Consider the following 26,288-nt stretch of genomic DNA (forward strand, 5'->3'; position numbering starts at 1 on the left):
ATAACATATGGATAAGCAGGAATGGTGTACTACACACTTCGGCTCGGAGCTGCCGGATTGTCTGCCTCTTCCCGAGTTGCGGGAAACAGTGGGCGGAACCTGGAGCCGGTTTTCGCTTCCCCTGGATACACGTCCGGAAGCGGCCGAACTGGCTGCAACGGTGTTATACTTGCTGGGTGTATACGGCGGACTGAACGAAGCCGGTTTTCTGGTGTGGAATGGAGACGGCTGTCAGCCGCTGCGGCAGGAATGGAAGCCGGATATGACGCCCGGTCAGCTGACGGAACTGGCAAAGAGCCAGCTGCAGGAAGGCGGAGCCTTTTCCTGGGATGAAGGCGAAGCAACCGAACTCCTGGGAGTGGAAGCAGGACGGCGTGTGGCCGTTTCCCTGACCGGGGAGATTCCCCCGGCACAGTGTGAAGGACTGGCGCTGGCGTTTTGCCTTGCGCCCCGGGGGCTTGTCATTTCCTACGACAATTCGCTGTATACAGAGCCCTTTATCCGGGTAATGGCTCTTTCCTGGCGGGAAATCATCGTGAGTTTTTCCTCTGCCGAAACGCTGGCCGGTGTTTGCATTACGGCAGAAGAAACCAGGAAAGTTCTGGACCGTTTTAATGAGACGGTCCATGCTTATGATAAAGCAGCTACCATCATTGAGCAGTTCTGTGCCAGGGCTGCGGAATATCCGGACAACATGGCGGTGACTTACGAAGAGAAGGCTTACACCTATGCCCGGACGCAGGATCTGGCATTCCGGCTGGCTGGCTATGTGTCCCGGCAGGGATTGGGCCGCGGGGATGTGGTGGCGGTATTCATCCCCCGTTCCGAATATATGGTGATTGCGTCCCTGGGCGTCATGCGGGCGGGATGCGCCTATGAACCCCTGGACCCGAACTATCCGGATGAACGCCTGTCCTTTATGGTGAAAGACGCCGGGGCCCGGCTTATTATTGTTTCGGATGAACTGCTGCCGCGGCTGCAGAATTTTACAGAATTTAACGGAACGGTCCTGCGGGTGTCGGAGATTTCCTCCCTGCCGCTGCCGGATGCCGCTGCGATGGCGGAGATACAGGCGCCGAAGCAGGACGATCTGTTTATGCTGATCTACACTTCCGGTACTACCGGCGTGCCCAAAGGGGTTCGCCTGTTACAGAAGAATCTCATGGCCTATGCAGCCTGGTACCGGCGTTATTTTGCGCCTACAGAGAAATATCGCGTAACCTGTTACAACAGCTATGGTTTTGACGGATCCCTGGCGGATATGTATCCGGCCCTTACGGTGGGCGCCGGCATCGTTGTCATTCCCGAAGAGAAAAAGCTGGACCTGCCGGCTCTGGCGGAAATTATAAATAAACATCATGTTGTGGTGGCGGACCTGCCGGCCCAGGTAGGGCGCCAGTTTGCCCTGACCATGGACTGTCCGGAACTGAAATACATTGTGGTAGGCGGGGAAACGCTGGTACCCTTTAAGCCGGTGCATCCGTATATTGTGGCCAATGAATACGGACCCACGGAAGCTACGGTTTCCATTACCTGTTATAATATGACGAAGTACGAGCCGGATATTCCCATCGGCACGCCCATGGATAATACGGCTATTTACATGGTAGACAATTGCGGGCGGCGTGTGCCTCCCGGCGCCCTGGGAGAGCTTTGGGTAGCAGGGATCCAGGTGGCAGGCGGGTATCTGAACCGGCCGGAAAAGACAAAAGAAGCGTTTGTGCCCAATCCGTTTTCGCAGGAACGCGAATATGAAACGGCGTATCGCACAGGAGACATGGCCCGTTACCGTCTGGACGGGAACATTGAGTTTATCGGCCGGCGGGACGGCCTGGTGAAAATTCGCGGGTTCCGGGTGGAACTGGCGGAAGTGGAAGGGGTCGTACACGATTTCCCTGCCGTGAAAAATGCAGCGGTGGTGGCCTGCGATAATCCGGCAGGAGGGAAGTTCATCGCGGCCTATGTAGTGGCGGATGAACCCATCGACCGGCAAGCCCTGGCGGCCTTTATCCGGGAACGGAAACCGCCCTACATGGTACCGGCGGCGATCGTACAGCTGGATGCCATTCCCCGGAACCAGAACGGCAAATTAGACCGGCGGGCTTTGCCCAAACCGGAAGTCTACGTGACCGAAACGCCGTATGTAGCGCCCCGTAACGAAACGGAAGCAGCACTGGCCAGAGGCTTTGCCGTGGCCTTAGGCATGGAAAAGGTCAGCGCGGAAGAAGACTTTTTCGCGGCCGGGGGCGACAGCCTCAGCGTGGTGCGGCTGTTAGCCGAATGCCGGAACCTGAAGCTGAACTTTAATCTGGTCTATGAAGGCAAGACGCCTATCGGTATTGCCAACCTGTTGGCACAGCGGGAAGCGCAGGAGCAGAACCGCGTGGTCCACAGGGAGACCCATTTCTTCGGCCCCCTGCAGGAGTTGCACTATGAGTGGGGCAACGATCTGGAAGAAGGCTATGGCCTGCACTGCGACGCCCATGTATATCTGGCGCCGGAAACGGATATGGAACGCCTGGCGCTTGCCATCGAAAAGACGCTGCTGGCCCATCCCTCCGTCGATGCCCGGTTGACTGCCACTGCCGGCGGAACCCTTCGCTGGCGGCCCGGCGACCTGCAGAATCTGAAACCTGCCGTTGAGACGATCACCCGGCAGGAATACGAAGAATTAAAACCGCACCTGCGCCAGTCCATGAACCGTCCCGAGACCCGCATGTTCGTCATGCGTCTCTTTGCCATTGCCGAAGCGGACGGAACTGTGATGAAAGAGTTTTATTTTGACTTCCTCCATCCCATCATCGACGGCGACTCCATCAACATCTTCCTGGAAGACGTGGATGCCGCCTACCGGGGTGAGGAACCGGCAACGGAAGAGTACAGCATCTTTGATTATTATGACCGGATCGAGGATACCGTGGAAACACCGGCGTACCAAAAGGAACAGCAGTGGAATGCTGATTTTGTACGGTCCTTTACGGCACGGGCCGGCGAACTTACAGGGGATCTGGATCCCGGTGAGGAAAACGTCACAAAAGATATGATGGTGCCGCTGCATGTGGACCTGGCGAAGGTGGATGCCTTTACCAGAGCCAACGGCGTTACGGACGGATCCATCCTGGCGGCCGCCTTCGGCCTTTTGCAGAGCCTGGCCAATGGGGAGCAGGCTTCCGCCGTACTGACCATATATAACGGCCGGGACGATATCCGTTATGAACGGACCATGGGTGCGATTTACCGGCATTACCCGCTCTGCACCCGCTGGCAGGCGGATTTGACGGCGTCCCGGTTTGTGAAGGAAACCCAGGAGAATATTCTCCTGTGCCGCCGCCATGCGCTTTATGAAGGGGACTGTGTGCCTCTTATCGCAGCGTTCTCGTATCAGGGCGAAGATATAGAGGACGAGTTTACCTTCTGCGGCGGCCCGTCCCGCTACGAAGAAATCGAAGATTATGAAGACGAGGTGTTTGATTTCTTCCTGCATCGCCGCAACGATGATTTCTATGTGAACCTGACGTATAATACCTTAGCTTACAGCGAAGCGTTCGTAGACCGGTTCCTGAAAAATTATGCGGCTGCGATACACGGTCTGGCAGCGGGCAAAACGATTGGAGAAATCGTGAAGGAGATTCTGCGTGGATAAAACAGTAGATTATGCGTATTTTACCCGTAAAATGTTTATACGCTCGGTCCTGCCGGCTCCCCTGGCAGGTATCGGGCTGGCCCTGGCGGAGATCGGCGACACGATTCTGGTAGGCCATGCCATCGGCATGGACGGCCTGGCGGCCATCGGCTTCATTTCCCCCCTGTTCCTGCTGGCGGCCTTCCTTGTGTTCGGGCTTTCCATGGGCGGGGCCGTTGTGTACAGCAACCTGATGCATGAGGGAAAAAAGGAAGAGGCCCTGGGCATCTTCAATTATTTCCTGCGGATCAGCGCGGTCATCGGCTTCGGTATCCTGGCAGGAGGTGTTCTGTTTGAAAATGAGCTGCTGTCTTTTCTGGGCACCCATCCGGATGACGGCGCGGTGTACCAGATGGCGAAAAGCTATCTCTTTTATATCCTGCTGGGTATTCCGTTTGAGATTTTGATGGAAGTACTGACTGCCTACCTGCGAAATGACGGGGAGGATACATTCTCCACGGTGGTCCAGACTGCCACCGGGGTAGGTAACCTGATCATCAGCGCCCTCCTGCTGCTGTTCTTTGACTGGGGCATCGCCGGCTGCAGCTTCGGCTTCTTTATTTCCAACGCGGTGGCGGTGCTGGTCTCCGTGGGATTACTCGCTACGCGCTCCGAGGGCCAGCTGGCGCTGCAAAGACATGCCGCCTCTTTCAAGGAGGCGCTCAAAGGGCTGAGGCTCGGTTTCTCTACTTCGTCCGAATATATTTTTGACGCCATCTTTTCGCTGGTGGTGATCCGTCTGCTGTCGGATATGGCCGGTACGGACGGCGTGGCGGTGTTCAGTATTATTGAAAACCTTTCGGTGCTCTTTATCTTTTTATATGAATTCATCGGCAAGACTTCCCAACCGTTTTTCTCCATGTTTTTTGCCGAATGCAATTTTAAGGAGCTCCACCGTTTTTTCCGGTACGCGCTGGGTTATGCGCTGGTTGTAGGCACCCTTTCCATGCTGCTGATCATGGTCTGGCCCCAAATCCTTGACCTGCTCTTCGGTCTGGAGGACATAAAGGATGCAAATCAAGCCTATTATGCGGCCCGGGTCTTCTGCGCAGGTTCCATCTTTATGGGCGTAGCCCTGGTGCTGCAGAATTACCTGCAATCGGAGGAGGACGAGAAATCGGCTTTTCTGGTGGTGTTCATGCGGCGTCTGGGCGCCAGCCTGCCGATTGCCCTTGTGCTGGCAGAGTACGGTTATTATGTGTTCTGGCTGGTGTATCCGCTTTCAGAGATTGTTACGCTGGTGGTGCTTTATTTCTACAAGCGCATACAGGGAGAACGGCATGTCATCGATTCCACCCGGGTCTATAATGCGTCCTTTTTGGGCCGGGTGCAGGATGTGGCCGAGCAACTGGATGCGGTGGAACAGTTTGCCCTGTCCTGGGGAGCTGATGCACACTGCTGTAACTCCCTGCGTCTGGCTATGGAGGAAATCTGCGGTGTGATGAACGAGCGGGCCGGATCCATGAAAGGCGACGAGCCGGTACTAGCCCAGATTACCGTAATCGCGCAGGAAGACGGAACCTTCAAGCTCCATCTCCGGGACAATGCCAGGGAACTGAATCCCTTCCAGCTTTCTGACAAGGCGCTGCAAGTCCTGCCGGAACAGTCGGAAGACATAGACGAAAGGGCTCTGGTTCTGCATGCGGTGAAAACCCACGTCCGTCAGTATCTGTACCGCAACTACCACGGGTTCAATACCATCACGGTGACCGTGTGAGACTGATAATAACAGTTGATAATAATTGTGATTATATTTAAGGAGAGACGATTATGGCTAAAGAATTCCTGCAGAAAGAAAGTACCGGACCTAACGGTTGGACCATCTGGAGCGTAAGCGGACGAATTGATATGGTGACGGCGGACGCGGCTTACACTACGGGGGAAGACATTGTACTGCGCAATGTGAAGACGGTACTGGATATGACGGATATGGAATATCTTTCCAGCGCAGGGTTAAGGGTTTTGCTGCGCCTGAACAAGCTGGCAAAGAAAAATGGCAAGGTGTTTACCCTGACAGCGCCTTCCGGCATTGTAAAATCGGTTTTGGAAGACAGTGGCATGGATGCGTTGTTTACAATATATGCCTCCCTGGAAGAGCTGGACTGACGGAGGTGCTGTCTTATGGCAGGCGCAAAAAACGGAAGCTGGCAGCGATACGAAGCCAACATGAAGTGGTATGAACATATCCGGGAAGACGTGCTGGACGCTGCGGAAGAAGCCGGCGTATCGCCACGGCAGCAACTGAAGCTGGAGCTTGGCTTTGAAGAAATTCTGGTGAATATTATTTCTTATGCCTATGACGATCCGGGCTTTGTCTGGGTAAAAACAGAGGAAGAGAGCGATTGTTTCCGAATAGAGTTTGCAGATCACGGAAAGCCTTTCGACCCACTGGAAAAAGACTACCGTCCATTGGAAGATATTCCCTTGGACGAGAGAAAGCCGGGAGGCTACGGAATTTTCCTGGTAAAGAAGAATTTCAAATTGGCAGAATACAAGTATGAAAAACTGTTTGGACAGATGGCTAATCATTTGTCCCTGTTGCTGGATAAGGAATAAAAAGGATGCCGGGTAAGCATGTTTGTGCGTTGAAAGGCAGGCAAACGAACCGGCGGCTTAAAATCTGGAGTGTGTATCTTGAAATTTGGCAAGCAAAACATGAGCCTGCATCACAGGATATTCCTGTTGCTGCTGGCAGTGGGACTGGCGTCTTTTATTATTGCGGGAGCCGTTTCTCTGGCAGGCATGTATGCGATTCGGGAAAATATAGATAAAACCGGTGCTCTTCTGGCCGATAATACGGCTTCCTTTACGGAAAGTTTTGCCGGAGAGCAGGTTAAGAAACGCCTGTCCTCCGATGCTTTCGCCAAAGCGCAGCTGATCCGGCATGAAATGCAGACTACGTTGGACGATACCCGCTATCTTGCCGACCGGATGACCAAGATGCTGAAAAACCCGGAGTATTTTAAAGGACGCCGCCTGCCGGATCCCCATCATGAGGTAATCCCTTCCGGCAAGGCCTATGTTAATTTCAGCCGGGAACTGGAGCGGCAGTACGGGACAGGGGCTTTTGCTGAGGAAATCGGTCTGGTTTCCAATATCGCGGACGACCTGGAACTGATGCCGGAATGGTATACCGCAGCCTTTGCTGGCTCTGTTCACGGTTATCTCATCGCCATGGATGTGACGCCGGACAAGTCTGCCAAGCATTTCAGCCAGGCGTTTCTGGATAGCTATGACCCACGGAAGATGGGTTGGTACAGGCTGGCGGCAGACAGTAACAAATCTGGTTTTACCGGTCTATATACCGATTCCAACGGCAATCGCTGTCTGACCTGTGTAGCCCCCTATTACGATGCCGCAGGACTGGCAGGTGTAGTCGGCATTGACTGTAACCCCGAAACCCTGTTCCGCCTGACAGATAATGCGGGTACCGGGGATAAGGACGATCAGGACCAGGATGCCATAAAAGCTGAACAGCCCAGATTTTTGTTGGACAATGCTACCGGCAGCGTTATTTTCTCAACTTTTAAGGATGGCCCGTTGGCGGCTCCGCAAAGTGCTACAGATCTGCGCCAAAGTCCGGAAAAAAGTATTGCCAGGGCTGCCTCTGCCATGGTGGCAGGAAAAAAGGATGTAATGCTGATTACATTGGGCGACGATGATTATTTCCTGGCTTTTGCCCCCGTGGAAAAGCCAGGCTGGAGTTATGGCGTTCTGAATCACAAACGTGCAGTGGTATATCCTGCCGCGTATGCCAGGGATAATGTACTTTCCCAAATGGAAGCCTTTGCCGGCACGCTGCACGATGCCTTCCGCTCTGGTCTGCGCTGGGCGCTTCTGATATTTTTGCTCATGCTTGTGCCTCTGTTCTTTGTCAGTTCTGAGGTAGCCAAACGTTTTGTGAGCCCCATCCTGACGCTGATCGATGGCGTGAAGCGTATTGCCCAGGGAAATCTGGATGAGAAAGTAGACGTCCACCGGACCGATGAACTGGCTTTGCTGGCAGACAGCGTCAATGATATGGCCGGTGATCTGAAGAAACATATACAGACACTTTCCAAAGTTACCGCAGAAAAGGAACGGATTGCTACCGAACTTTCCGTAGCTACGGATATTCAGGAAGGAATGTTGCCGCGAAATTTTGGGGAGATTGCCCAAAACAAAGGCTTTGACCTGTTTGCTACGATGGCTGCGGCGAAAGAGGTGGGCGGCGACTTTTACGATTTTTATATGCTGGATGACCACCGGCTGGTCATTACCATTGCCGATGTGTCCGGAAAAGGAGTTCCCGCCGCGCTCTTTATGGTCATTGCAAAGACGATTCTGAAAAATTCAGCGTCATCCATCGGGGAATCGGAAGATTTTGCGGAAGTGATCCGGCGCACAAACCGGCAGTTGTGTGAGAACAACGAAGAGATGCTCTTTGTTACGGCGTTCTTTGGTGTCCTCGATACCCGTACCGGCGGTTTTACCTATGTGAACTGCGGCCATAACCCGCCGCTGCTGCGGCAGGGTATGGACGGAATGTTTACGTACCTGCGCCCTGCAAAGAAGAACCTGATGCTGGGCGTGGAAGAGGATATCAGCTTTGACCAGGAAACGCTGCAGATGTCTCCCGGTTCGCTGCTGTTCTGCTATACAGACGGCGTGACAGAAGCTATGAACGTTGCGGGCGAAATGTATTCGGAAGAACGTTTGCAGGCGGTCCTTACGGGCATACCGACCGGAAACGACATACCGGTTGCGGATATACTGGCTGAATTGCGGAAAGATATTGACGCCCATGTGGGCGCAGCGGAGCAATCCGACGATATGACCATGCTGGCGATTCGTTACAGAGGATAAACAGAAACCTGCTTTTGATGAGCCAGCGCGGGCGTTTCTGTATGTATTTCAGGTGTAAATGACGTTTAGAATACATAATGTAATCAGTGTTCCTTAAGAGCAGACAGCGACAGAGAAAGTTAGTGAAACTTCTCTGTCGCTGTTTTACTGTGTGGAATGTATTATATAAGTGTTTTTGTATGCAGGATACGTTATATTTTCAAATGAAAACAAAGAAGGTGTTAAAAATATAATACAAATATGTTTTATTAATGGATTTTTTGTTTCCGAAAATATGATTTTCATTGACGGATAGGGCTGATATTGTTATACTGTGTACATATATTGTTTCATTAACAGATATAAAGCAGTAATGGAGAAGTGAATGCATTAAAGCAAAGAGGGGGAACATCTATGAATCGGAAACTGAGAGATTTACCGGCGCCGCAGGGCTTATATGACCCGGCGTTTGAGCATGACGCCTGCGGTATCGGGTTTGTTGTGAATATTAAAGGGGAAAAATCCTACAGCATTATCGACGATGCCCTGAAGATTCTGGAGAACCTGAATCACCGCGGCGCAGAAGGCGCGGACCAGAAGAGCGGCGACGGGGCAGGTATTTTGGTGCAGATTCCCCATGACTTTTTTGTCCGGGAATGCGAGGTACTGGGCTTTTCCCTGCCGCCGGCAGGCGAATACGGCGTGGGCATGATCTTTGCCCACCGCTATGAATCCTTCCGCAAAAAGCAGATGGAAACGTTTGAGAAGATTGTCCGAGAGGAAGGGCAGAGCATTTTAGGCTGGCGCGAGGTCCCCATTGACGAGAGCATCATCGGAGAAGCGGCCAAGTCCATCCGTCCCCGCATCATCCAGGTGTTTATCGGCAAGGCGGCGGATGTGAAAAGCCAGATGGATTTTGAGCGCAAGCTGTATATTATCCGCAAGGTGGCGGAAAAGGAGATCATTCCCCAGAGTCAGGTGATGGGATCGGACTTTTATATTGCCAGCCTGTCTTCCCGGACTGTTGTGTATAAGGGAATGCTTACCTCCCTGCAGCTGCGGCATTTTTATCTGGACCTGTCCGACCTTGATTTTACGACAGCCATGGCGCTGGTCCATTCCCGCTTCAGCACCAATACATTCCCCAGCTGGGCCCGGGCCCATCCCAACCGTTATATTGTGCATAATGGGGAAATCAATACGATCCGGGGTAACATCAACTGGCTGAACGCCCGGGAAAGCAAGGCCAAGTCGCCGTTCTTCCCGGATATGGAAAAGGTGTTCCCGGTAGTAGATGAGACCGGCAGTGATTCCGCCATGTTTGATAACTGCCTGGAGTATCTCATGATGACAGGGCATTCCCTGCCTCATGCCATGGTGACCATGATTCCGGAACCCTGGGAGAAGGATCCGTCCATGCCCCAGGATAAGAAGGATTTTTACCGCTACCAGACCTTTATGATGGAACCCTGGGACGGTCCCGCAGCCATCTGCTTCTGCGACGGCACGGTGATCGGCGGCATGCTGGACCGGAACGGCCTGCGCCCGGCCCGCTACTATGTGACGAAGGACGACCGTGTGGTGCTGAGTTCGGAAGCCGGCGCGGTTCCGGTAGCCCAGGAACAGATTGCCTATAAAGGACGCCTGGAACCGGGACGCCTTTTCCTGGTGAATACGGCGGAACAGCGCATCATAGAAGATGATGAGATCAAGCACATGCTGGCTACGTCCCATCCGTACGGGGAATGGTGCCGTGAGCACATCATCGAGATGGACGAACTGGTGGAAGAACGGGGCAGCATGATCAATGACACGCTGATTCCCTTTGACCTGAAAGAACAGCAGAAGGTTTTCGGCTACACCCAGGAAGACCTGACCCAGATGATCGTTCCCATGGCCCGCATGGGCAAGGATCCGGTAGGCGCCATGGGGATCGACGCGCCTCTGCCGGTGCTTTCGGAAAGACCCCAGATGCTGTACGATTATTTCCAGCAGAATTTTGCCCAGGTGACAAACCCGCCCATCGACGGCGTCCGGGAAAGTATCGTAACCTCTTCCCGGGTGATGATCGGCAACGTGGCCAACATTATGGAACCGGATGAAAAAGGCACGGCGGCGCTGGAAGTGCTGCGCCCCATCCTGACCAACCGGGAGATGGCGGTCATCAAGAACCTGCAGACCGACAAGCTGCGGGCCGTGACCCTGTCCATGCTGTATCCGGTGAACGGCGGCGCGGAAGCCATGGAAACGGCTATCGAATCCATCTGCATCGACGCATACCGGGCCATCCGCAACGGCGCCAATATTTTAGTGCTGTCTGACCGGGGCGTGAACTCCCGCATGGCAGCGGTGCCGGCGCTTCTGGCATCGGCGGCGGTGCACAATTACCTGATTAAAAAGACGGTGCGCTCCGACGTGGGCCTGGTGCTGGAATCCGGCGAGCCCAGGGAGACCCACCATTACTGTACCCTGATCGGCTACGGCATTACGGCCATCAATCCGTACCTGGCGCTGGACACGGTCCACGCGTTGGCTGCGGAAGGCAAACTGTTGCAGGGATTGGATGCGGCACAGGCGCAGGCGAACTATCTGAAAGCTGCCGTGGGCGGCATTCTGGCCGTTATGGCGAAGATGGGCATTTCCACTGTGAAGAGTTACCACGGCGCCCAGATTTTTGAAGCGGTGGGTCTGAAACAGGAACTGATCCAGAAGTATTTCGTCAATACGCCCTCCCGTATTGAAGGGCTGGGGCTGGCGGAAATTGCGCGGGAGACCCAGCTACGGCACCAGAACGCCTATAAAGACGAAGGAGATCTGCCCAGCGGCGACTATTATATGTACCATAAAGGCGGAGACCAGCCCCACATTCTGGATCCGGAAGCCATCCGCCTGTTGCAGAAGGCCTGCAAAGAAGAAGACTACAAGGCCTATAAAGAGTATGCTAAAATCGTTGACAAGGGCGCGGTGTACCGGTTGCGCGACCTGCTGGATTTCTACTGCCCGCCGGGATGCAGCATTCCCATTGAAGAAGTGGAGCCGGTGGAGAAGATCCTGCTGCACTTCCGTACCGGCGCCATGAGCTACGGCGCCCTGAGCAAGGAAGCCCACGAGTGCATCGCCATTGCCATGAACCGTATCGGTTCCATGAGTAACTGCGGCGAAGGGGGTGAAGACCCGGCCCGCTTTGTGAAACTGGAGAACGGGGACGACCCCAGCGACGGGGTGAAGCAGGTCTCCACTGCCCGGTTCGGCGTTACCAGCAACTACCTGGTAAACGGCCGGGAACTGCAGATCAAATGCGCCCAGGGGGCCAAACCCGGCGAGGGCGGCCATCTGCCCGGCGCCAAGGTGTTCCCGGAAATCGGAAAGACCCGACATTCTACGCCGGGGGTAGCGCTGATTTCCCCGCCGCCCCATCACGACATCTATTCAATCGAAGATTTGTCGGAACTGATCTTTGACCTGAAGAACGCCAACAAGGATGCGGACATTAGTGTGAAGCTGACAGCAGGTTCCGGTATCGGTACCATTGCAGCGGGTGTGGTCAAGGCTAAAGCGGACGGCATCACCATCAGCGGGTTTGATGGCGGCACCGGCGCATCTCCCCGCTCCAGCATGCGCCATGCGGGCATTCCCTGGGAACTGGGGCTGGCGGAAGTACAGCAGACCTTGTTGCTGAATAAGCTTCGTGACAGAGTGCGCATCGAAGTGGACGGCAAGATACTGACCGGCCGGGACGTGGCCATTGCTGCCATGTTCGGGGCGGAGCTGTTCGCCTTCGGCACGGGTCCTCTCATTGCCCTGGGCTGCCATATGCTGCGGGTGTGCAACCTGAACACCTGTCCCTTCGGCATCTGTACCCAGAATGAAACGCTTCGGAAACGGTTCAGCGGTAAACCGGAATACGTGATCAATTATCTGAAATATGTGGCGCAGGATCTGCGGGAGATTATGGCCCGACTGGGCTTCCATACGGTAGATGAGATGGTGGGCCGGTCCGACCGCCTGAAGCAGCGGGAAAGCGCCGCCAACTGGAAAGCGGCGGAAGTGGATCTGGACCGTCTGCTGTTCCGTCCCTATACGGATACGGAAGTGGGACACCGCTGTCTGCACCGGCAGAAGCACAACATCGGGGAAACCCTGGATATGTCTAAACTGGTACGCATGTGTAAGCCGGCGCTGGACTGCAAAAAGACCATCCGGGCACGGCTGCGCATCCAGAATACCAACCGCGTAACGGGTACCATTCTGGGCAGCGAAATCACCCGCCGTTACGGGGAAGAAGGACTGCCGGAGGATACCATCAAACTGTCCTTTGTGGGTTCGGCAGGCCAGAGCTTCGGCGCCTTTATTCCGAAAGGTCTGACCCTTTCCCTGGAAGGGGACGCCAACGACTATCTGGGCAAAGGGTTATCCGGCGGCCGGCTGATGGTGTTCCCGCCTCGTGAGGTTTCCTTTGCGGCAGAAGCAAATGTGATCATCGGCAACGTGGCCTGCTTTGGGGCTACCGGCGGCGAGGTGTATATCAACGGCCAGGCCGGGGAACGCTTCTGTGTACGTAACAGCGGGGCCACAGCGGTAGTGGAAGGCATCGGCAACCACGGCTGCGAATATATGACCGGCGGCCGTGCGGTGATCCTGGGAAAGATCGGACGCAACTTTGCCGCAGGCATGTCCGGCGGTGTAGCCTACGTGCTGGATATGCAGCCTGAGCTGTGCAACCGGGATCTGGTGGAACTGGAAAAACTGGAAGACGCCGCAGAACAGGATGAAGTGAAAGCTATTGTGGAGCGGCATCTGGAGTTTACCGGGAGCCCTCTGGCAAAACGTCTGCTGGATACCTGGGAAGACACGGTGCAGCGTTTTACGAAAGTTATCCCCAGAGAATACAAGGCCATGATGCTGAACATCGCGCGCTTTAAGGCGGAAGGCCACAGTGACGAGGAAGCCAGAAGGCTGGCGTTTATGGAGAACAAATAAAAACCGTAACATAGTTTACACATCGAAACAAAAATATAAAAATTAGTATCGGAAAGCGAAAAATCATTTGACGAAGTTCTTTCCCGGTGCTAAACTACGTTTAAAATTAATAATAACCACAAAACCGTTGAGACGGAGATCAAGCCAATAGAAGCGCTCACAGAGAGTCCGGGCAGCTGGGATCCGGATAGAAATGCTGGTTGGTAAATGGACCGTTGAGGGTGTGCTGAAATCGAAAGAGAGTATTGCACAACGTTTCGTCCGCGTTAGGGAAGGAGGATGTGTTAGCATCCACAGAGGGCACAGCATAGCTGTGAATCAAGGTGGTACCGCAGGTTTGATACAATTATGACCTGTCCTTGCTGAATGCAGGGGCAGGTTTTTATTTGGATATTTACAATGAGGGGGATTTAACAATGATTAAAGAGGCTATCGTCAAGATTGTAAGCAAAGAGGATCTGACATACGAAGAAGCTTACACAGTGATGAACGAGATTATGAGCGGGGAAACCACGGCTACACAGAACGCTGCATTTCTGGCTGCTCTCTCCACGAAGAGCGCCCGGGCGGAGACGACGGATGAAATTGCCGGATGTGCTGCTGCCATGCGGGCCCATGCTACCAAAGTGGAAACGGGCATGGATGTGTTTGAAATCGTGGGTACCGGCGGAGACAATGCCCAGAGCTTTAACATCTCCACCACTTCGGCGCTGATTGCGGCGGCAGGTGGGATGAAGGTGGCCAAGCACGGCAACCGGGCGGCTTCGTCCCTGTGCGGCACGGCGGACTGTCTGGAGGCGCTGGGCGTGAACATCAGCCAGAGCCCCGCAAGGTGTGTGGAACTGCTGAAGGAAGTGGGCATGTGCTTTTTCTTTGCGCAGAAATACCATACTTCTATGAAATATGTAGGGGCTATCCGCAAGGAACTGGGATTCCGGACAGTGTTCAATATACTGGGACCGCTGACGAACCCGGCTTCACCGTCCATGCAGCTGCTGGGCGTGTACGACGGTTACCTGGCGGAGCCACTGACACGGGTTCTCACCAGCCTGGGCGTAAAACGGGGCATGGTGGTGTACGGGCAGGATAAGCTGGATGAGATTTCCTTAAGCTCGCCCACCACAATCTGTGAGATTAAGGACGGCTGGTATAAGACGTATGTGATTACTCCCGAAGATTTCGGCTTCGGACGTTGTAAGAAGGAAGACCTGAAGGGTGGCACACCGGCAGAGAATGCGCAGATTACATTGGATATATTGAACGGTGTGAAGGGACATAAACGAAACGCGGTGCTGCTGAATGCAGGAGCGGCACTTTACATAGGGGGCAAGGCGAAGGACATGAAAGAGGGCGTTGTGCTGGCGGCGGAACTGATAGACTCCGGCAAGGCGCTGGCAACCCTTCAGAAATTCATTGAATTCAGCAACCGGCCGGAGTGAGGAACAAGGTTTAGAGATTATGATTTTAGATACATTAGCAGCCGCAGCCAGGGCGCGGATCGACAAACTGGAAAAGGTTAAAAACTTAGCGGCGGTTAGGGCAGAAGCGGAACAGATTCATAAGCAGGCTGCAACGGATGGACGCAGAATATCTGCATCTGGAGCCAAAAGCTTTTTGGTAAACCTGCAGCGGCCCGGTCTGAACTTTATATGCGAATGTAAAAAGGCTTCTCCCTCTAAGGGGTTGATATCCCCGGAGTTCCCCTATCTGGACATCGCAAAAGCCTACGAACGGGGTGGTGGCGCTGCTATCTCTGTGCTGACGGAACCGGAGTATTTTCTGGGCTCGGATGTATATTTACAGGAAATTGCGGAACAAGTGAACTTGCCGGTGCTTCGCAAGGATTTCACCGTAAGTCCGTACCAGATTTATGAGGCAAAAACGCTGGGAGCCAGTTCAGTTTTACTGATCTGCGCCATCCTGCCGGCGAGCCAGCTGGAGGAGTACAGGCTGGAGGCGGAAAGCATAGGGCTGGATGCACTGGTGGAGACGCACGACGGTCGGGAAATCGAAACGGCGCTGAAAAGCGGAGCCAGGATTATCGGTATTAATAACCGCAATCTGAAGGATTTTACAGTAGATATCAGGACCTGCCTGCAACTGCGCAAAGAAATACCGATAGACTGCGTCTGTATCGCGGAAAGCGGAATCCGGAATGAAGACGACATCCGCAGCTTAAAATCGAAAGGATTCAACGGTGTGCTGATTGGCGAAACGCTGATGCGAAGCGGAAATCCGGAAGAGATGCTGCGAAAGTTAAGGAAAGCGTGAGAAACGTATTGGATTGTTCCGGGTAGTGCCAGGCAGACAATAATTGATCGGCATTAAGTAATCAGATGCGCAACGGGGAGTTACATATGATTCACGTTAAATTCTGCGGCATACGCAGGCAAGAAGACATAGAAGCAGTGAACCGGCTGCAGCCTGACTTTGCAGGCTTTGTGTTTGCGAAAAGCAAAAGGCAGGTTTCAAAAGAACAGGCTGCTGCGTTAAAAGAACTGCTTGACCCTGGAATAAAAACGGTGGCGGTGCTGGTAAACATGCCGGCAGAAGAAGCCGCAATCCTGGCAAATTCGGGGATTGCCGATTTGTTGCAACTGCACGGAGATGAAGACGCGGCTTATATTGCAAAGCTGAGAACCCTTACCCGGGCGAAAGTCATCAAAGCGGTTCGGCTGCGAAGCGCGAATCGCGCAATAAATGCCAAACTTTTGGCTGAAGCGGCTCAGGCAGACTACTACCTGTTTGATACCTTCCTTCCAGACAACTATGGGGGAACGGGAAAGACCTTTTCTCTTTCCTTATTAAATAGCTTGTCCATAGATAAACCAATCTTTCTGGCAGGAGGACTGGATGCGGGCAATGTGGCAGAAATCATCGAACAGATGCAAAGTGATGCAAAGTTATTTCCGTTCTTTTACGGAGTAGATGTTTCCGGCGGAATAGAGACTGACGGAATTAAGGATCCGATAAAGATGGAAGCATTTATGAAAGTGATACGAGGATAAGGCAGAAAGGAAGTTTATCATGACAAAGGGAAGATTTGGAATCCACGGCGGACAGTACATTCCGGAAACGCTGATGAACGCAGTGCTGGAACTGGAACGGGCATACGAATATTACAAGAACGACAAGACCTTCTGGGATGAGCTGCGCCAGCTTTACCGGGATTACGCCAATCGCCCCAGCATGCTGTATTACGCGGAAAAGATGACAAAGGATCTGGGCGGGGCCAAAATCTACCTGAAACGGGAAGACCTGAACCATACCGGCGCCCACAAGATCAACAACGTGCTGGGCCAGTGCCTGCTGGCGCAGCGCATGGGCAAGAAGCACGTCATCGCGGAGACCGGGGCAGGCCAGCACGGGGTGGCCACGGCGACGGTGGCGGCGCTGATGGGCATGGAATGCACTGTGTACATGGGCAAGGAAGACTGCGAACGGCAGGCCCTGAACGTGTTCCGTATGGAACTGCTGGGAGCGAAGGTAGTGCCCGTCACTACAGGAACCGGTACCCTGAAAGATGCGGTGAATGAAGCGCTCCGGATCTGGACGGCCCGGGTGGAAGACACCTATTACGTGTTAGGCTCCGTTATGGGGCCCCATCCTTACCCGGAAATGGTACGGGACTTCCAGAAGGTGATTGGGGAAGAAGTGAAAGCCCAGTTGCTGGAAAAAGAAGGGCGGCTGCCGGATGCGGTCATCGCCTGTGTGGGGGGCGGGTCCAACGCCATGGGTATCTTCTACGATTTCATCCCGGACAAGGATGTGCGCCTCATCGGCGTGGAAGCGGCCGGGGAAGGCGTGGATACAGAGCGGACAGCGGCTACCATTGCCCGGGGTTCGGAAGGCATCTTCCACGGTATGAAATCCCTGTTCCTGCAGGATGAATACGGGCAGATTGCACCGGTGTATTCTATTTCCGCCGGGCTGGATTATCCCGGCATCGGGCCGGAGCACGCCTACCTTCACGATATCGGCCGGGCGGAATATGTGCCCGCTACGGATCAGGAGTCTGTAGAAGCATTCTTGTACCTGTCAAAGACGGAAGGCATCATTCCCGCAGTGGAAAGCGCTCATGCCCTGGCTTATGCCATGAAACTGGCGCCAACCATGGACAAGGATAAAATCATCGTAGTGAACCTCTCCGGACGGGGAGATAAAGATGTGGCGGCCATTGCCAGATATTTGGGGAGGGATTTGCATGAGTAAGATTGCAGAGATACTGAAGAGCCATAAAAAGATGTTTGTACCGTTCATAACAGCAGGCGACCCGGACCTCGAAACCACGAAGAAGCTGATCCTGGCCATGGAAGAGGCAGGGGCCACGATTATAGAATTAGGCATTCCCTTCAGCGACCCCATGGCGGAAGGCCCGGTAATTCAGGAAGCCGATATACGGGCCCTGAACGCAGGTACCACCACGGACAAGGTCTTCGACATGATCAAAGAGGTGCGGAAGGAGACCGATATCCCGCTGGTGTTCCTGACTTACGCCAACCCTATTTTCCACTACGGCACGGATAAATTCTATGCCCGCTGCGCGGAAGCAGGCGTGGACGGGACTATCGTGCCGGATGTTCCCTATGAGGAACGGGGCGAACTGGAAATGGCCTGCGAAAAGTACGGCGTGGACCGCATCACCATGATTGCTCCCACATCGGAAGACCGGATTCAGAAAATAGCCAGAGACGCGAAAGGGTATGTGTACATCGTTTCCAGTTTGGGCGTGACCGGTGTACGCAGCGAAATTACAACGGATATTGGAACGATTTACAAAAAGATCCGGGAAGTGACGGATACGCCGGCTGCAGTGGGCTTTGGTATTTCCACCCCGGCCCAGGCGGCAGAGATGGCCCGGCTCAGCGATGGGGCCATCGTGGGCAGCGCTATTGTGAAAATGATAGCAGAGTACGGCAGGGACTGCGTGGAACCGGTCAAAGAATATGTAAAGAAGATGGCGGACGCAGTTAACGGCAGTAATTAATAGATAGATTGATTTGATGTTTTGGAGGGGAATCATGGATTTTCGCAGTGTAATCGCCAGGCTGGAGCAGCAGGGCAAAGTAGTTCATGTGAAAAGCGAAGTGGATCCGGTACATGAGCTGGCAGGCATAGCCAAGAAATTTGAGGGGCAGGAAAAGATCGTTGTGTTTGACCGGGTCAAAGGGCAGAAGTATCCGGTGGCCTGCGGTCTCTGGTGGAACAGGGATATCATCGGTTCCCTGTTCAGCGTAAAAGCGAGAGAGGTTCCCGGTGTTTTCTCAGCAGCCGGGAAAAGCTTTCAGGAGAAACCGGTGGCGCCGGTTATCGTGGAAAATCCGCCTTGCCAGGAAGAAGTGAACCTGGCCCCGAATCTGTACGAACTGACGGTGCCTACCCTGGCGCTGGAGGATGGTGGTGCGTATTTCAGCAACTGCATCGTCATTGCGAAAGATCCGGATACGGGTGTGCGGAACACGTCTATCCACCGGCTGATGATTACCGGAAAAAACCGGCTGGCCATGCTGATGGATGTGGGGCGTCACCTGCGCAGTTATTATGAACGGGCGGAAGCCAGGAGCCAGCCGCTGGAAATTACGATCAACAACGGTGTGGACCCGGCAGTGTATGTTTGTGCCACCTATCCCGGGACAGGCATCAGTGATGATGAATTAGGCGTTGCCTCTGCCCTAAACGGGGGAGAGCCGGTACGCCTGTCCCGCAGCAAAACGGTAGGGGTGGAAGGACTGGCCGATGCGGAAGTCGTCGTCGAAGGACGCATGCTGCCAAACATCCGGGAACCGGAAGGCCCCTTTGGAGAAGTCAGCGGCTTTTATGCCCAAAAGGATAACCGTTGGGTCGTGGAAGTAACGGCGATCACCAACCGGAAGCAACCTCTCATGTCCACGCTGTTGCCGGGCAAAGAGGTCTGGAACTCTGTAGGCTGCACCGCAGAGGCTTCGATTCTGGCGACGGTTTCCAAAATGGTGGGCGGGGTGAAGAACGTATACCTGTCCCACGGAAACTGCGGCTTCTTCGGCTGTGTGGTACAGATGGAGCCAACCCGCCCCGGCATGGGCAAGAATGCTATCATGGCTGCGTTTGCCGCCTTCCCGCCCATGAACATGGTGACGGTGGTGAATTCCGATGTGGACATCTTCGACGCGGAGGATGTGATGCGGGCCATTACCACCCGCTGCAATGTGGCGGAGGACATGGTGATCATCAAACACGCGGCCTGCCACGAACTGAATCCGGCTACGGATTACGGGGTGGGAACAAAATTCGGCTTTGACTGCACCGTTAAGCCGGGTCAGGAAGAACGGAACAAAAAAGTCGCATTCCGGGATGTAGACCTGAGCCGTTATGAAATAGAATAGGAAAAAAGTAGTAAAATGCGAATTATTGTGGGAGTTACAGGCGCTTCCGGGGTCATCATGAGTTATTATCTCCTGAAAGCACTGAAAGATGCGCCTGACTGTGAAATACATTTAGTGACCAGCAAGGCGGCCCGGCTTACCTGGCAGTATGAAACCGATAAGCCTTTTGAGGAGTTGTCGTCTTTAGCAGATGCGGTGTATGAAGAAGACGACCTGGCGGTAAAAATTGCCAGCGGCTCGTTCGTAACCGACGGTATGATCATCCTTCCCTGCAGTATGAAGACTCTGGCGGGGATCGTCAGCGGCTACGCGGAGAACCTGCTGCTGCGGGCGGTGGATGTCTGCCTGAAGGAAAACCGGCGCGTGGTGCTATGCCCCCGGGAAATGCCGTTGGGGAAAATCCATCTGCACAACATGAAGCTGGCAGCCCAATACGGCTGTACCATCGTCCCGCCGATGCTGACCTTTTATAACGGGCCACGGACGGTAGAAGACCAGATCCATCATGTGGTGGGTAAAGTACTGCTGCAATTCGGAATCATCTATGAACGGATGAAGTCCTGGGAAGGAAGGCGGTAGCGGATATGTTTGAACTTACGCAGGGGGAAGGAAAATATCAGGTTCGTTTCCGGGTGCTGACTGCTGATGGCAACGGGCTGGTGGTTTTTATTACCGGCGGGGAGCGCCCCCATTTAGGTGGTACAGCCCTGGCATCGCTGCCACCGCAAGGATGCGGGGACCTGTCCAGCTGCGACACATGGGATATCACACTGCCCGGCCATAAGGACAAAGAACTGGCCCGGGAGCTTGCGCGGAAAATCTGCCTCGCCGTGGGCGAACCTGTTTCCGTAAATGTGGGAATCCACACAGACAATGCTTCCGGGGAAGAGATACTGTATCTCTGCAGTCAGGCGGAGGAACTGGCGGAACGGTTCATCGGCCAATATATTATAAATAAGGGAAAACACGGTTGACAAAGGTTGTAAATTTTTACATGTTCTTACATAGTATTATATAATAAATTAAACTTTTCAGGAGGAATGAAACATGGCAAAGAAGGCACCCCACAGATTATATTTAACGGAAGACCAGATCCCGGCAGCGTGGTATAACCTGCGGGCGGACATGAAGGAAAAACCGGAGCCTATGCTGAATCCCGCAACGGGTAAACCGGTATCCGAGGAAGATTTGTATCCTGTTTTCTGCAAAGAACTGGCCCATCAGGAGATGGATAACGATACTCAGTATATCGAGATTCCCCCTGAAGTGCTGGAGATGTACAAGAACTACCGTCCGTCCCCGTTGTGCCGCGCCTACAATCTGGAAAAAGCGCTGGATACCCCGGCGAAGATCTACTATAAATTTGAAGGCAACAACACGTCCGGCAGCCACAAGCTGAACAGCGCCATTCCCCAGGCTTATTATGCCAAGAAGCAGGGACTGAACGGTGTGACCACGGAAACCGGCGCCGGTCAGTGGGGCACAGCCCTTTCGGAAGCCTGCTGCTATTTCGGTCTGCCCCTGGAAGTGTTCATGGTGAAGGCTTCCTATAATCAGAAACCGTTCCGCAAAGCAATCATGCAGACCTTTGGGGCCAGCGTGGTAGCCAGTCCCAGCAATACCACCAATGCAGGCCGGGCGATCCTGGCGGATAATCCGGATAACCCCGGAAGTCTGGGCTGCGCCATCTCCGAAGCGGTGGAACGGGCTGTTTCAGGAGACAATGTGAAGTATGTACTGGGCTCTGTACTGAACCAGGTGCTGCTGCACCAGTCCATTGTGGGTCTGGAAAGCGCTAAGGCGATGGAGCTGCTGGATGAATATCCCGACGTAGTGGTTGGCTGTGCCGGCGGCGGTTCCAATCTGGGCGGTCTCATTGCGCCCTTTGCCAAAGACAAGCTGCAGGGGAAGACGAATCCCCGTCTGGTAGCCATTGAGCCTGCCTCCTGCCCGTCCCTGACCCGGGGCCGTTACGCCTATGACTTCTGCGACACCGGTAAGATCACGCCCATGGCGAAGATGTACACCCTGGGCTGCACTTTCACCCCATCCCCCATCCATGCGGGCGGGCTGCGTTACCACGGTATGGCGCCCATCCTATCCAAGCTGTACCATGACGGCTACATGGAAGCCAAAGCCGTGGTACAGACCAATGTGTTCGAAGCGGCGACGCTGTTTGCCAAATACGAGAGCATTCTGCCTGCGCCGGAATCCGCCCATGCGATTCTGGGCGCCATTGAAGAAGCAAAACGCTGCAAGGAAGAAGGGCGCAGTGAAACCATCCTGTTCGGCCTTACCGGTACCGGCTTCTTTGATATGCTGGCGTATGAAAACTACCAGGCCGGCAATTTGAACGACTATATCCCCACAGACGAGGAACTGGCGGTGAGCATGGACAGACTGCCGAAGATTCCGGTTGTTCAGGAATAGAGTATTTCCTGCGGCAAGGTACGGCGAAAGAAAATCCTGTTGAAATAAGGATTGGTCAGCTTTTCCTTTATAAAAATGATAATAAAAACACGCTCCGGTTCTGCGAAAGATAATTCGCGGGATCAGAGCGTGTTGCTGTTTTATTTAATATTAAATTTCTACAAAACCGTCAGTCGTCGTCATCTTCCACGACCTGGCCGTAACCGACAAGGATGGTTCCTTTCGGTGCGGAGAGGGCCGGGCAAACGTACAAAATGACGCCGGAGATTTCCGCGTAATATTCTGTGATGGTCTGACCGAACAGGTCAGTAGTGCGTCCCAGTACCTGGCCTTTCTGTACGAAGTCACCGCTGTGGATGTGATGGAACCAGCAGCCGGTCTCCATGGACTCCAGATAAATCATGTCCGTGATATCCCGGGGATGATAATGACGCGGTTTGACGGGCAGTTCAAACATTTTCAGCCGCCGGAGTATATTGCGGATATCGTCTTTGTAGGCTTCGATATCCTCATGCAGGCAGAGTCCCGCGCCACCCCGCTCGATTAAAATAGAGGGCAGGCCGGTGCTGGCTGCGTAGTTGTAGGCGCCGCCTGTTGCAAGGGAACGTACCATGTACTCCACATCAACGACCTTGGCGATACGCTTGGAGGCCTTTTCCACTTCCGGTGTCGGCTGGCCCGGGTAATATACATAAGGATGCAGGCTTTCGTGGATATCGCCGCTGTGCATGTCCACATAGTAGTCCGCAATGGTAAACAGGTTGCTGCTGATGAGGTAAGCGGTCTTGTCCGCCAGAGTGCCCAGGGGAGTGCCGGGGAAGACCCGGTTCAGGTTTTTTCCATCCTCCGGAACGATGAATTCACGGCGCGCCCAGAAGCCCTGGATATTGACAGGGTGCAGCAGGATCAGGCAACCGTGCACATGCTCCGGCTCAATATCCCGGCCCAGTTCTATGGCTGCGGCGATGCCCGGATATTCGCCGCCGTGGATGCCGGCGGTAATCAGCAGGGTGGGACCGTCGTCTACACCGTTGATCACCGTCAGAGGTATTTTTGTCATCGTATCGGGAACCGGCAGCATGGTCCGCAGCTTGGTTCCGCGTTTTATTTCCAGTCCGCAAATCGTCATGTCCTGTGACATTGGGGAATCTCCTTTTCTTTGAAAATTTATGTGGGTATTATAACATAAAACACTGATTAGTTACAAGATTTTAATCCACTTAATAATAATTATTGTTAGTTTTCTCTGTTATTGTTTGGTTATATTACAAAATACACTTTATAATGCTATAGGAAAATCGTTTTAATGATTGCGTAAACTCGCGTATTTTCTGCGTTTATATCTGTTAAATACTTCTTGTTGCCGGAGCTGCTTAAAATTAATATCAATTGTAGTTTTCTCTTGCAAAGAATGCATTGATTTGATATAGTAAGCGTAATAATAATATATCTCAATAATTTCATAAACAGTAGTGGACGACAATACTAACGGTGTTTTAAAGGAGCAAAAAGATGAAAAAGAATTTTGCGGGCGCAGCGGTTTCCCTGTTGCTGGCAGGTATGCTGGCGGTGACGGGGTGCGGCGGAATGGGAAAAAAGCCCTCGGATAAACCTGCGGAAAAGGCTGCGGCAAAACCGGTCGCCGGGCTGACGGTATACACGTCCGTTTACAACGGGATGGTACAGGAAATGGCCAAGCCGGTTGTGGAACAGCAGCTGAAGGACGTGAAAGTGAACTGGCAGACGGCTGGCAGCGAAAGTGTGAAGGCGAAGCTTCTGGATGAGATGAAAGGCGGCCGGGCAGAAGCGGATCTGGTGATGATTTCAGATCCTGATTTTTACCTGCAGCTGAAGAAGGACGGTAAGCTGCTGAACTATAAGTCGCCGGAATCGGCGGAACTTGCGGAGCCCGTGGACGCAGACGGCGCTTTTACGCCCATTCGCATCAGCGCTATGGTGATAGCCGTACATAACGATAAGATAAAGGAACCTCCCAGGAGCTGGAAGGATCTGTTGGACCCCAAATATAAGGGGAAGATCGCCATGCCCAATCCGAAAGCAGCAGCTACTGCGCTGGCAACCGTGGCGGCGCTGAAGGATAAATACGGCTGGGAGTACTGGGAACAACTTAAGGCAAACGGCGTGGTCGTGAGCAAAACCCAGGAAATGCGTGAAAAGTTTGCTCATGGCGAGTATCCCATTATCATTAACATGGAAGAAAACGCTCTGAAACAAAAAATGAGCCAGGGCGTAAACACGACCATTATTTATCCGGAGGAGGGCAGCGTACTTGTACCCGGCTATATTGGTATCCTGAAGGATACGAAAAACCCTGAGGGCGCCAAGAAGCTGGTGGACTGGTGGCTGAGCCGGGAAGGGCAGTCGGCCATGAGCCTGGCCTATATGCACCCGGTGAAATACGGTGTGAAGGAACCTGCCGGCGCGCAAAATCTGATGGAACTAAGGATTCATTCGCTGCCGGTGAACTGGAATAAGCTGGCGGTTGAAGAAAAGCAGGTTAAAGAAAAATTTGCCGCTATCATGAAGTGATTACGGTACAGTTTTGCTCAGTTTTTTGGAGAATATACCGGTGCTGCGGTGTGATTCAAGCTGTAGCACTAAGTTAAAAAATCATAAGAAACTCAGGTGACTACGTTTGGCTAAAACCCTTGATCTTACTAACGGCCCCATTGCACGAAAGCTGCTGCTGTTTGCTCTGCCCCTGCTTGGCGCCAGTCTGATTCAACAATTATATACGACCGTTGACATTCTTTTTGTCAGCAATTATTTGGGAACGGGAGCTTCGGCAGCTGTGGGGGCCAGTGTATTGCTGAACTCGGCGCTGGTAAATCTGTTTACCGGTATAAGCATCGGTGCCGGTGTGGTCATTGCCCAGGCTTTTGGCCGCAAGGAAGAAGTGCAGCTCAGTAAATCCATCCATACTTCTATGATGCTGGGTCTGATCGGCGGCGTGCTGCTAACCATTATCGGTGAGTTTTCCGGTTCGGCATTTTTAAACGCGGTCAAGACTCCGGCCAGTATTTTTCAGGATGCCCTGGACTATGTACAGGTATTCTTCCTGGGACTGACCTTTATGCTGGTTTTTAATATGGCGGCCGGCGTTATGCGGGCTTTGGGCAATTCGCAGACGCCCATGCTGATTCAGCTGGTGTGCGGTATTATTCATGTAGTGACGAATTTCCTGTTTATCAAATATATGTCCAACGGGATTTTGGCGGTAGCCTGGTCATCGGTTCTGTCCCAGGTGCTTTCGGCGATTATTGCTGTGTACTACCTGCTCCATGATGGTGTCATGAGCATTCCTAAACTGGCCGTCGACCGGCCGCTGATGCGGGAAATCATCCGCATCGGTTTGCCTGCGGGCTTGCAGGGTGTGGTGGTTACCCTTTCCAATGTATTCGTACAGTATTTCATCAACGGGTTCGACGTGGTGGCTATCGCGGCTTTTACCGCCTACTACCGAATCGAGTTGCTGTTCTACATGCCGCTGGTCGCCCTGGGCCAGGCCATGATGACCTTTACCGGGCAGAATGTTGGGGCAAGGCTCTATGGCCGGGTGAAGAGCGGCTTGCGCACGACGCTGATTTTTGGTGTAGGCTATTCACTGGTGCTGGCGGCCGTCCTGCTTTACTTCGGACGGGAGACCTTCGGTGTCTTCTACACGGATCCTGCGGTCATTGATATGGGCGTCACCATTATCTGGATCTCTTTCCCGTTCTATTTCTTCTATGTATTTCTCGAGGTTTTCGCAGACACGCTGCGCGGCGGCGGTCTGTCGGACGTACCGATGTATATCGTGCTTTTCAATCAGTGTCTGTTGCGAACGGTCATCCTGTTCGGGTTCATGCAGCTGGCTCACGATATCCGCCTGCTGGTGGCCGTTTATCCCATTACCTGGGGAACGGCCGGCGCCATGCTGTATTGGTACTACCGGAAGGGCACATGGATGATGCGCCCCCCGGTGTAAGGGTTTATAATAGGTTTTTCCT

General features: G+C 53.4%; 18 protein-coding genes. 17 read left to right on the forward strand and 1 reads right to left on the reverse strand.

All coding sequences use genetic code 11. The features are described from left to right. Positions 1 to 7: 7 nt before the first annotated feature. The 15 genes from BM159_RS05790 to BM159_RS05860 all read left to right on the forward strand — a co-directional run bounded on the left by BM159_RS05790 (position 8) and on the right by BM159_RS05860 (position 22,278). Positions 8 to 3,643, forward strand: a complete 3,636-nt coding sequence (locus BM159_RS05790; protein ID WP_093913313.1) for a non-ribosomal peptide synthetase — start codon at positions 8 to 10, stop codon at positions 3,641 to 3,643. Further along, the gene (locus BM159_RS05795) at positions 3,636 to 5,399 is read left to right on the forward strand and encodes an MATE family efflux transporter (protein ID WP_093913314.1); all 1,764 of its coding nucleotides are present in this window, start codon (positions 3,636 to 3,638) and stop codon (positions 5,397 to 5,399) included. Before BM159_RS05790 ends, BM159_RS05795 begins: the two co-directional genes overlap by 8 nt. Before the next feature lie 53 nt (positions 5,400 to 5,452). Further along, positions 5,453 to 5,788, forward strand: a complete 336-nt coding sequence (locus BM159_RS05800) for an STAS domain-containing protein (protein ID WP_093913315.1) — start codon at positions 5,453 to 5,455, stop codon at positions 5,786 to 5,788. Between the two features lie 15 nt (positions 5,789 to 5,803). Further along, positions 5,804 to 6,238 (forward strand): ATP-binding protein, encoded by a 435-nt coding sequence (locus BM159_RS05805; protein ID WP_093913316.1) that lies wholly within the window; start codon positions 5,804 to 5,806, stop codon positions 6,236 to 6,238. Positions 6,239 to 6,316: 78 nt separating this feature from the next. Further along, positions 6,317 to 8,527, forward strand: coding sequence for a SpoIIE family protein phosphatase (locus BM159_RS05810; RefSeq protein WP_093913317.1), 2,211 nt, complete (start codon positions 6,317 to 6,319; stop codon positions 8,525 to 8,527). A 393-nt stretch (positions 8,528 to 8,920) separates the two neighbouring features. Further along, positions 8,921 to 13,486 carry a glutamate synthase large subunit gene (gltB, locus tag BM159_RS05815; protein WP_093913318.1) on the forward strand — a complete coding sequence of 1,522 codons (4,566 nt, stop codon included), beginning with the start codon at positions 8,921 to 8,923 and terminating at the stop codon, positions 13,484 to 13,486. Positions 13,487 to 13,902: 416 nt separating this feature from the next. Continuing rightward, entirely contained in the window at positions 13,903 to 14,925 is a 1,023-nt protein-coding gene (gene trpD / locus BM159_RS05820) for an anthranilate phosphoribosyltransferase (protein ID WP_093913319.1), read from the forward strand. Positions 14,926 to 14,944: 19 nt separating this feature from the next. Continuing rightward, positions 14,945 to 15,757, forward strand: coding sequence for an indole-3-glycerol phosphate synthase TrpC (gene trpC / locus BM159_RS05825; RefSeq protein ID WP_093913320.1), 813 nt, complete (start codon positions 14,945 to 14,947; stop codon positions 15,755 to 15,757). A gap of 86 nt (positions 15,758 to 15,843) precedes the next feature. Further along, positions 15,844 to 16,494, forward strand: a complete 651-nt coding sequence (locus tag BM159_RS05830) for a phosphoribosylanthranilate isomerase (protein ID WP_245763656.1) — start codon at positions 15,844 to 15,846, stop codon at positions 16,492 to 16,494. Positions 16,495 to 16,513: 19 nt separating this feature from the next. Continuing rightward, positions 16,514 to 17,698: a tryptophan synthase subunit beta gene (gene trpB / locus BM159_RS05835; protein ID WP_093913322.1), complete on the forward strand. Its 1,185-nt coding sequence runs from the start codon at positions 16,514 to 16,516 to the stop codon at positions 17,696 to 17,698. Beyond that, a complete protein-coding gene (gene trpA / locus BM159_RS05840; protein WP_093913323.1) occupies positions 17,691 to 18,473 on the forward strand; it encodes a tryptophan synthase subunit alpha in 783 nt (260 codons plus the stop codon). Before trpB ends, trpA begins: the two co-directional genes overlap by 8 nt. Positions 18,474 to 18,507: 34 nt before the next feature. Next, a complete protein-coding gene (locus tag BM159_RS05845; protein ID WP_177205939.1) occupies positions 18,508 to 19,848 on the forward strand; it encodes a UbiD family decarboxylase in 1,341 nt (446 codons plus the stop codon). A 15-nt stretch (positions 19,849 to 19,863) separates the two neighbouring features. Beyond that, positions 19,864 to 20,427 carry a UbiX family flavin prenyltransferase gene (locus BM159_RS05850; protein ID WP_093913325.1) on the forward strand — a complete coding sequence of 188 codons (564 nt, stop codon included), beginning with the start codon at positions 19,864 to 19,866 and terminating at the stop codon, positions 20,425 to 20,427. A 5-nt stretch (positions 20,428 to 20,432) separates the two neighbouring features. Further along, on the forward strand, positions 20,433 to 20,822 hold the full coding sequence (lpdD, locus tag BM159_RS05855) for a prenylated flavin chaperone LpdD (protein WP_093913326.1): 390 nt from the start codon (positions 20,433 to 20,435) through the stop codon (positions 20,820 to 20,822). 73 nt (positions 20,823 to 20,895) lie between these two features. Next, entirely contained in the window at positions 20,896 to 22,278 is a 1,383-nt protein-coding gene (locus BM159_RS05860) for a TrpB-like pyridoxal phosphate-dependent enzyme (protein WP_093913327.1), read from the forward strand. A 169-nt stretch (positions 22,279 to 22,447) separates the two neighbouring features. Here the strand turns inward: BM159_RS05860 and BM159_RS05865 are convergent, their stop codons facing one another. Beyond that, a complete protein-coding gene (locus tag BM159_RS05865; protein WP_093913328.1) occupies positions 22,448 to 23,419 on the reverse strand; it encodes a M14 family metallopeptidase in 972 nt (323 codons plus the stop codon). Positions 23,420 to 23,790: 371 nt separating this feature from the next. On the opposite strand from BM159_RS05865, the gene BM159_RS05870 reads away from it, so the two are divergent. Together BM159_RS05870 and BM159_RS05875 are read left to right on the forward strand one after the other, a co-directional pair. After that, a complete protein-coding gene (locus tag BM159_RS05870) occupies positions 23,791 to 24,828 on the forward strand; it encodes an extracellular solute-binding protein (RefSeq protein ID WP_093913329.1) in 1,038 nt (345 codons plus the stop codon). Positions 24,829 to 24,934: 106 nt separating this feature from the next. Next, entirely contained in the window at positions 24,935 to 26,266 is a 1,332-nt protein-coding gene (locus BM159_RS05875; RefSeq protein ID WP_093913330.1) for an MATE family efflux transporter, read from the forward strand. Positions 26,267 to 26,288: the final 22 nt, after the last annotated feature.

It is taken from the genome of Succiniclasticum ruminis DSM 9236, from assembly GCF_900112895.1.
GTDB classification, from domain to species: domain Bacteria; phylum Bacillota; class Negativicutes; order Acidaminococcales; family Acidaminococcaceae; genus Succiniclasticum; species Succiniclasticum ruminis.

What these genes read in the sequence shown, in the direction of transcription:
- BM159_RS05845 (WP_177205939.1), top strand. Translation starts at nt 18,508, where the DNA reads ATGGATTTTCGCAGTGTAATCGCCAGGCTGGAGCAGCAGGGCAAAGTA.
- BM159_RS05805 (WP_093913316.1), top strand. Translation starts at nt 5,804, where the DNA reads ATGGCAGGCGCAAAAAACGGAAGCTGGCAGCGATACGAAGCCAACATG.
- BM159_RS05800 (WP_093913315.1), top strand. Translation starts at nt 5,453, where the DNA reads ATGGCTAAAGAATTCCTGCAGAAAGAAAGTACCGGACCTAACGGTTGG.
- trpB (WP_093913322.1), top strand. Translation starts at nt 16,514, where the DNA reads ATGACAAAGGGAAGATTTGGAATCCACGGCGGACAGTACATTCCGGAA.
- BM159_RS05860 (WP_093913327.1), top strand. Translation starts at nt 20,896, where the DNA reads ATGGCAAAGAAGGCACCCCACAGATTATATTTAACGGAAGACCAGATC.
- trpD (WP_093913319.1), top strand. Translation starts at nt 13,903, where the DNA reads ATGATTAAAGAGGCTATCGTCAAGATTGTAAGCAAAGAGGATCTGACA.
- BM159_RS05850 (WP_093913325.1), top strand. Translation starts at nt 19,864, where the DNA reads ATGCGAATTATTGTGGGAGTTACAGGCGCTTCCGGGGTCATCATGAGT.
- gltB (WP_093913318.1), top strand. Translation starts at nt 8,921, where the DNA reads ATGAATCGGAAACTGAGAGATTTACCGGCGCCGCAGGGCTTATATGAC.
- trpC (WP_093913320.1), top strand. Translation starts at nt 14,945, where the DNA reads ATGATTTTAGATACATTAGCAGCCGCAGCCAGGGCGCGGATCGACAAA.
- lpdD (WP_093913326.1), top strand. Translation starts at nt 20,433, where the DNA reads ATGTTTGAACTTACGCAGGGGGAAGGAAAATATCAGGTTCGTTTCCGG.
- BM159_RS05790 (WP_093913313.1), top strand. Translation starts at nt 8, where the DNA reads ATGGATAAGCAGGAATGGTGTACTACACACTTCGGCTCGGAGCTGCCG.
- BM159_RS05830 (WP_245763656.1), top strand. Translation starts at nt 15,844, where the DNA reads ATGATTCACGTTAAATTCTGCGGCATACGCAGGCAAGAAGACATAGAA.
- BM159_RS05865 (WP_093913328.1), bottom strand. Translation starts at nt 23,419, where the DNA reads ATGTCACAGGACATGACGATTTGCGGACTGGAAATAAAACGCGGAACC.
- trpA (WP_093913323.1), top strand. Translation starts at nt 17,691, where the DNA reads ATGAGTAAGATTGCAGAGATACTGAAGAGCCATAAAAAGATGTTTGTA.
- BM159_RS05870 (WP_093913329.1), top strand. Translation starts at nt 23,791, where the DNA reads ATGAAAAAGAATTTTGCGGGCGCAGCGGTTTCCCTGTTGCTGGCAGGT.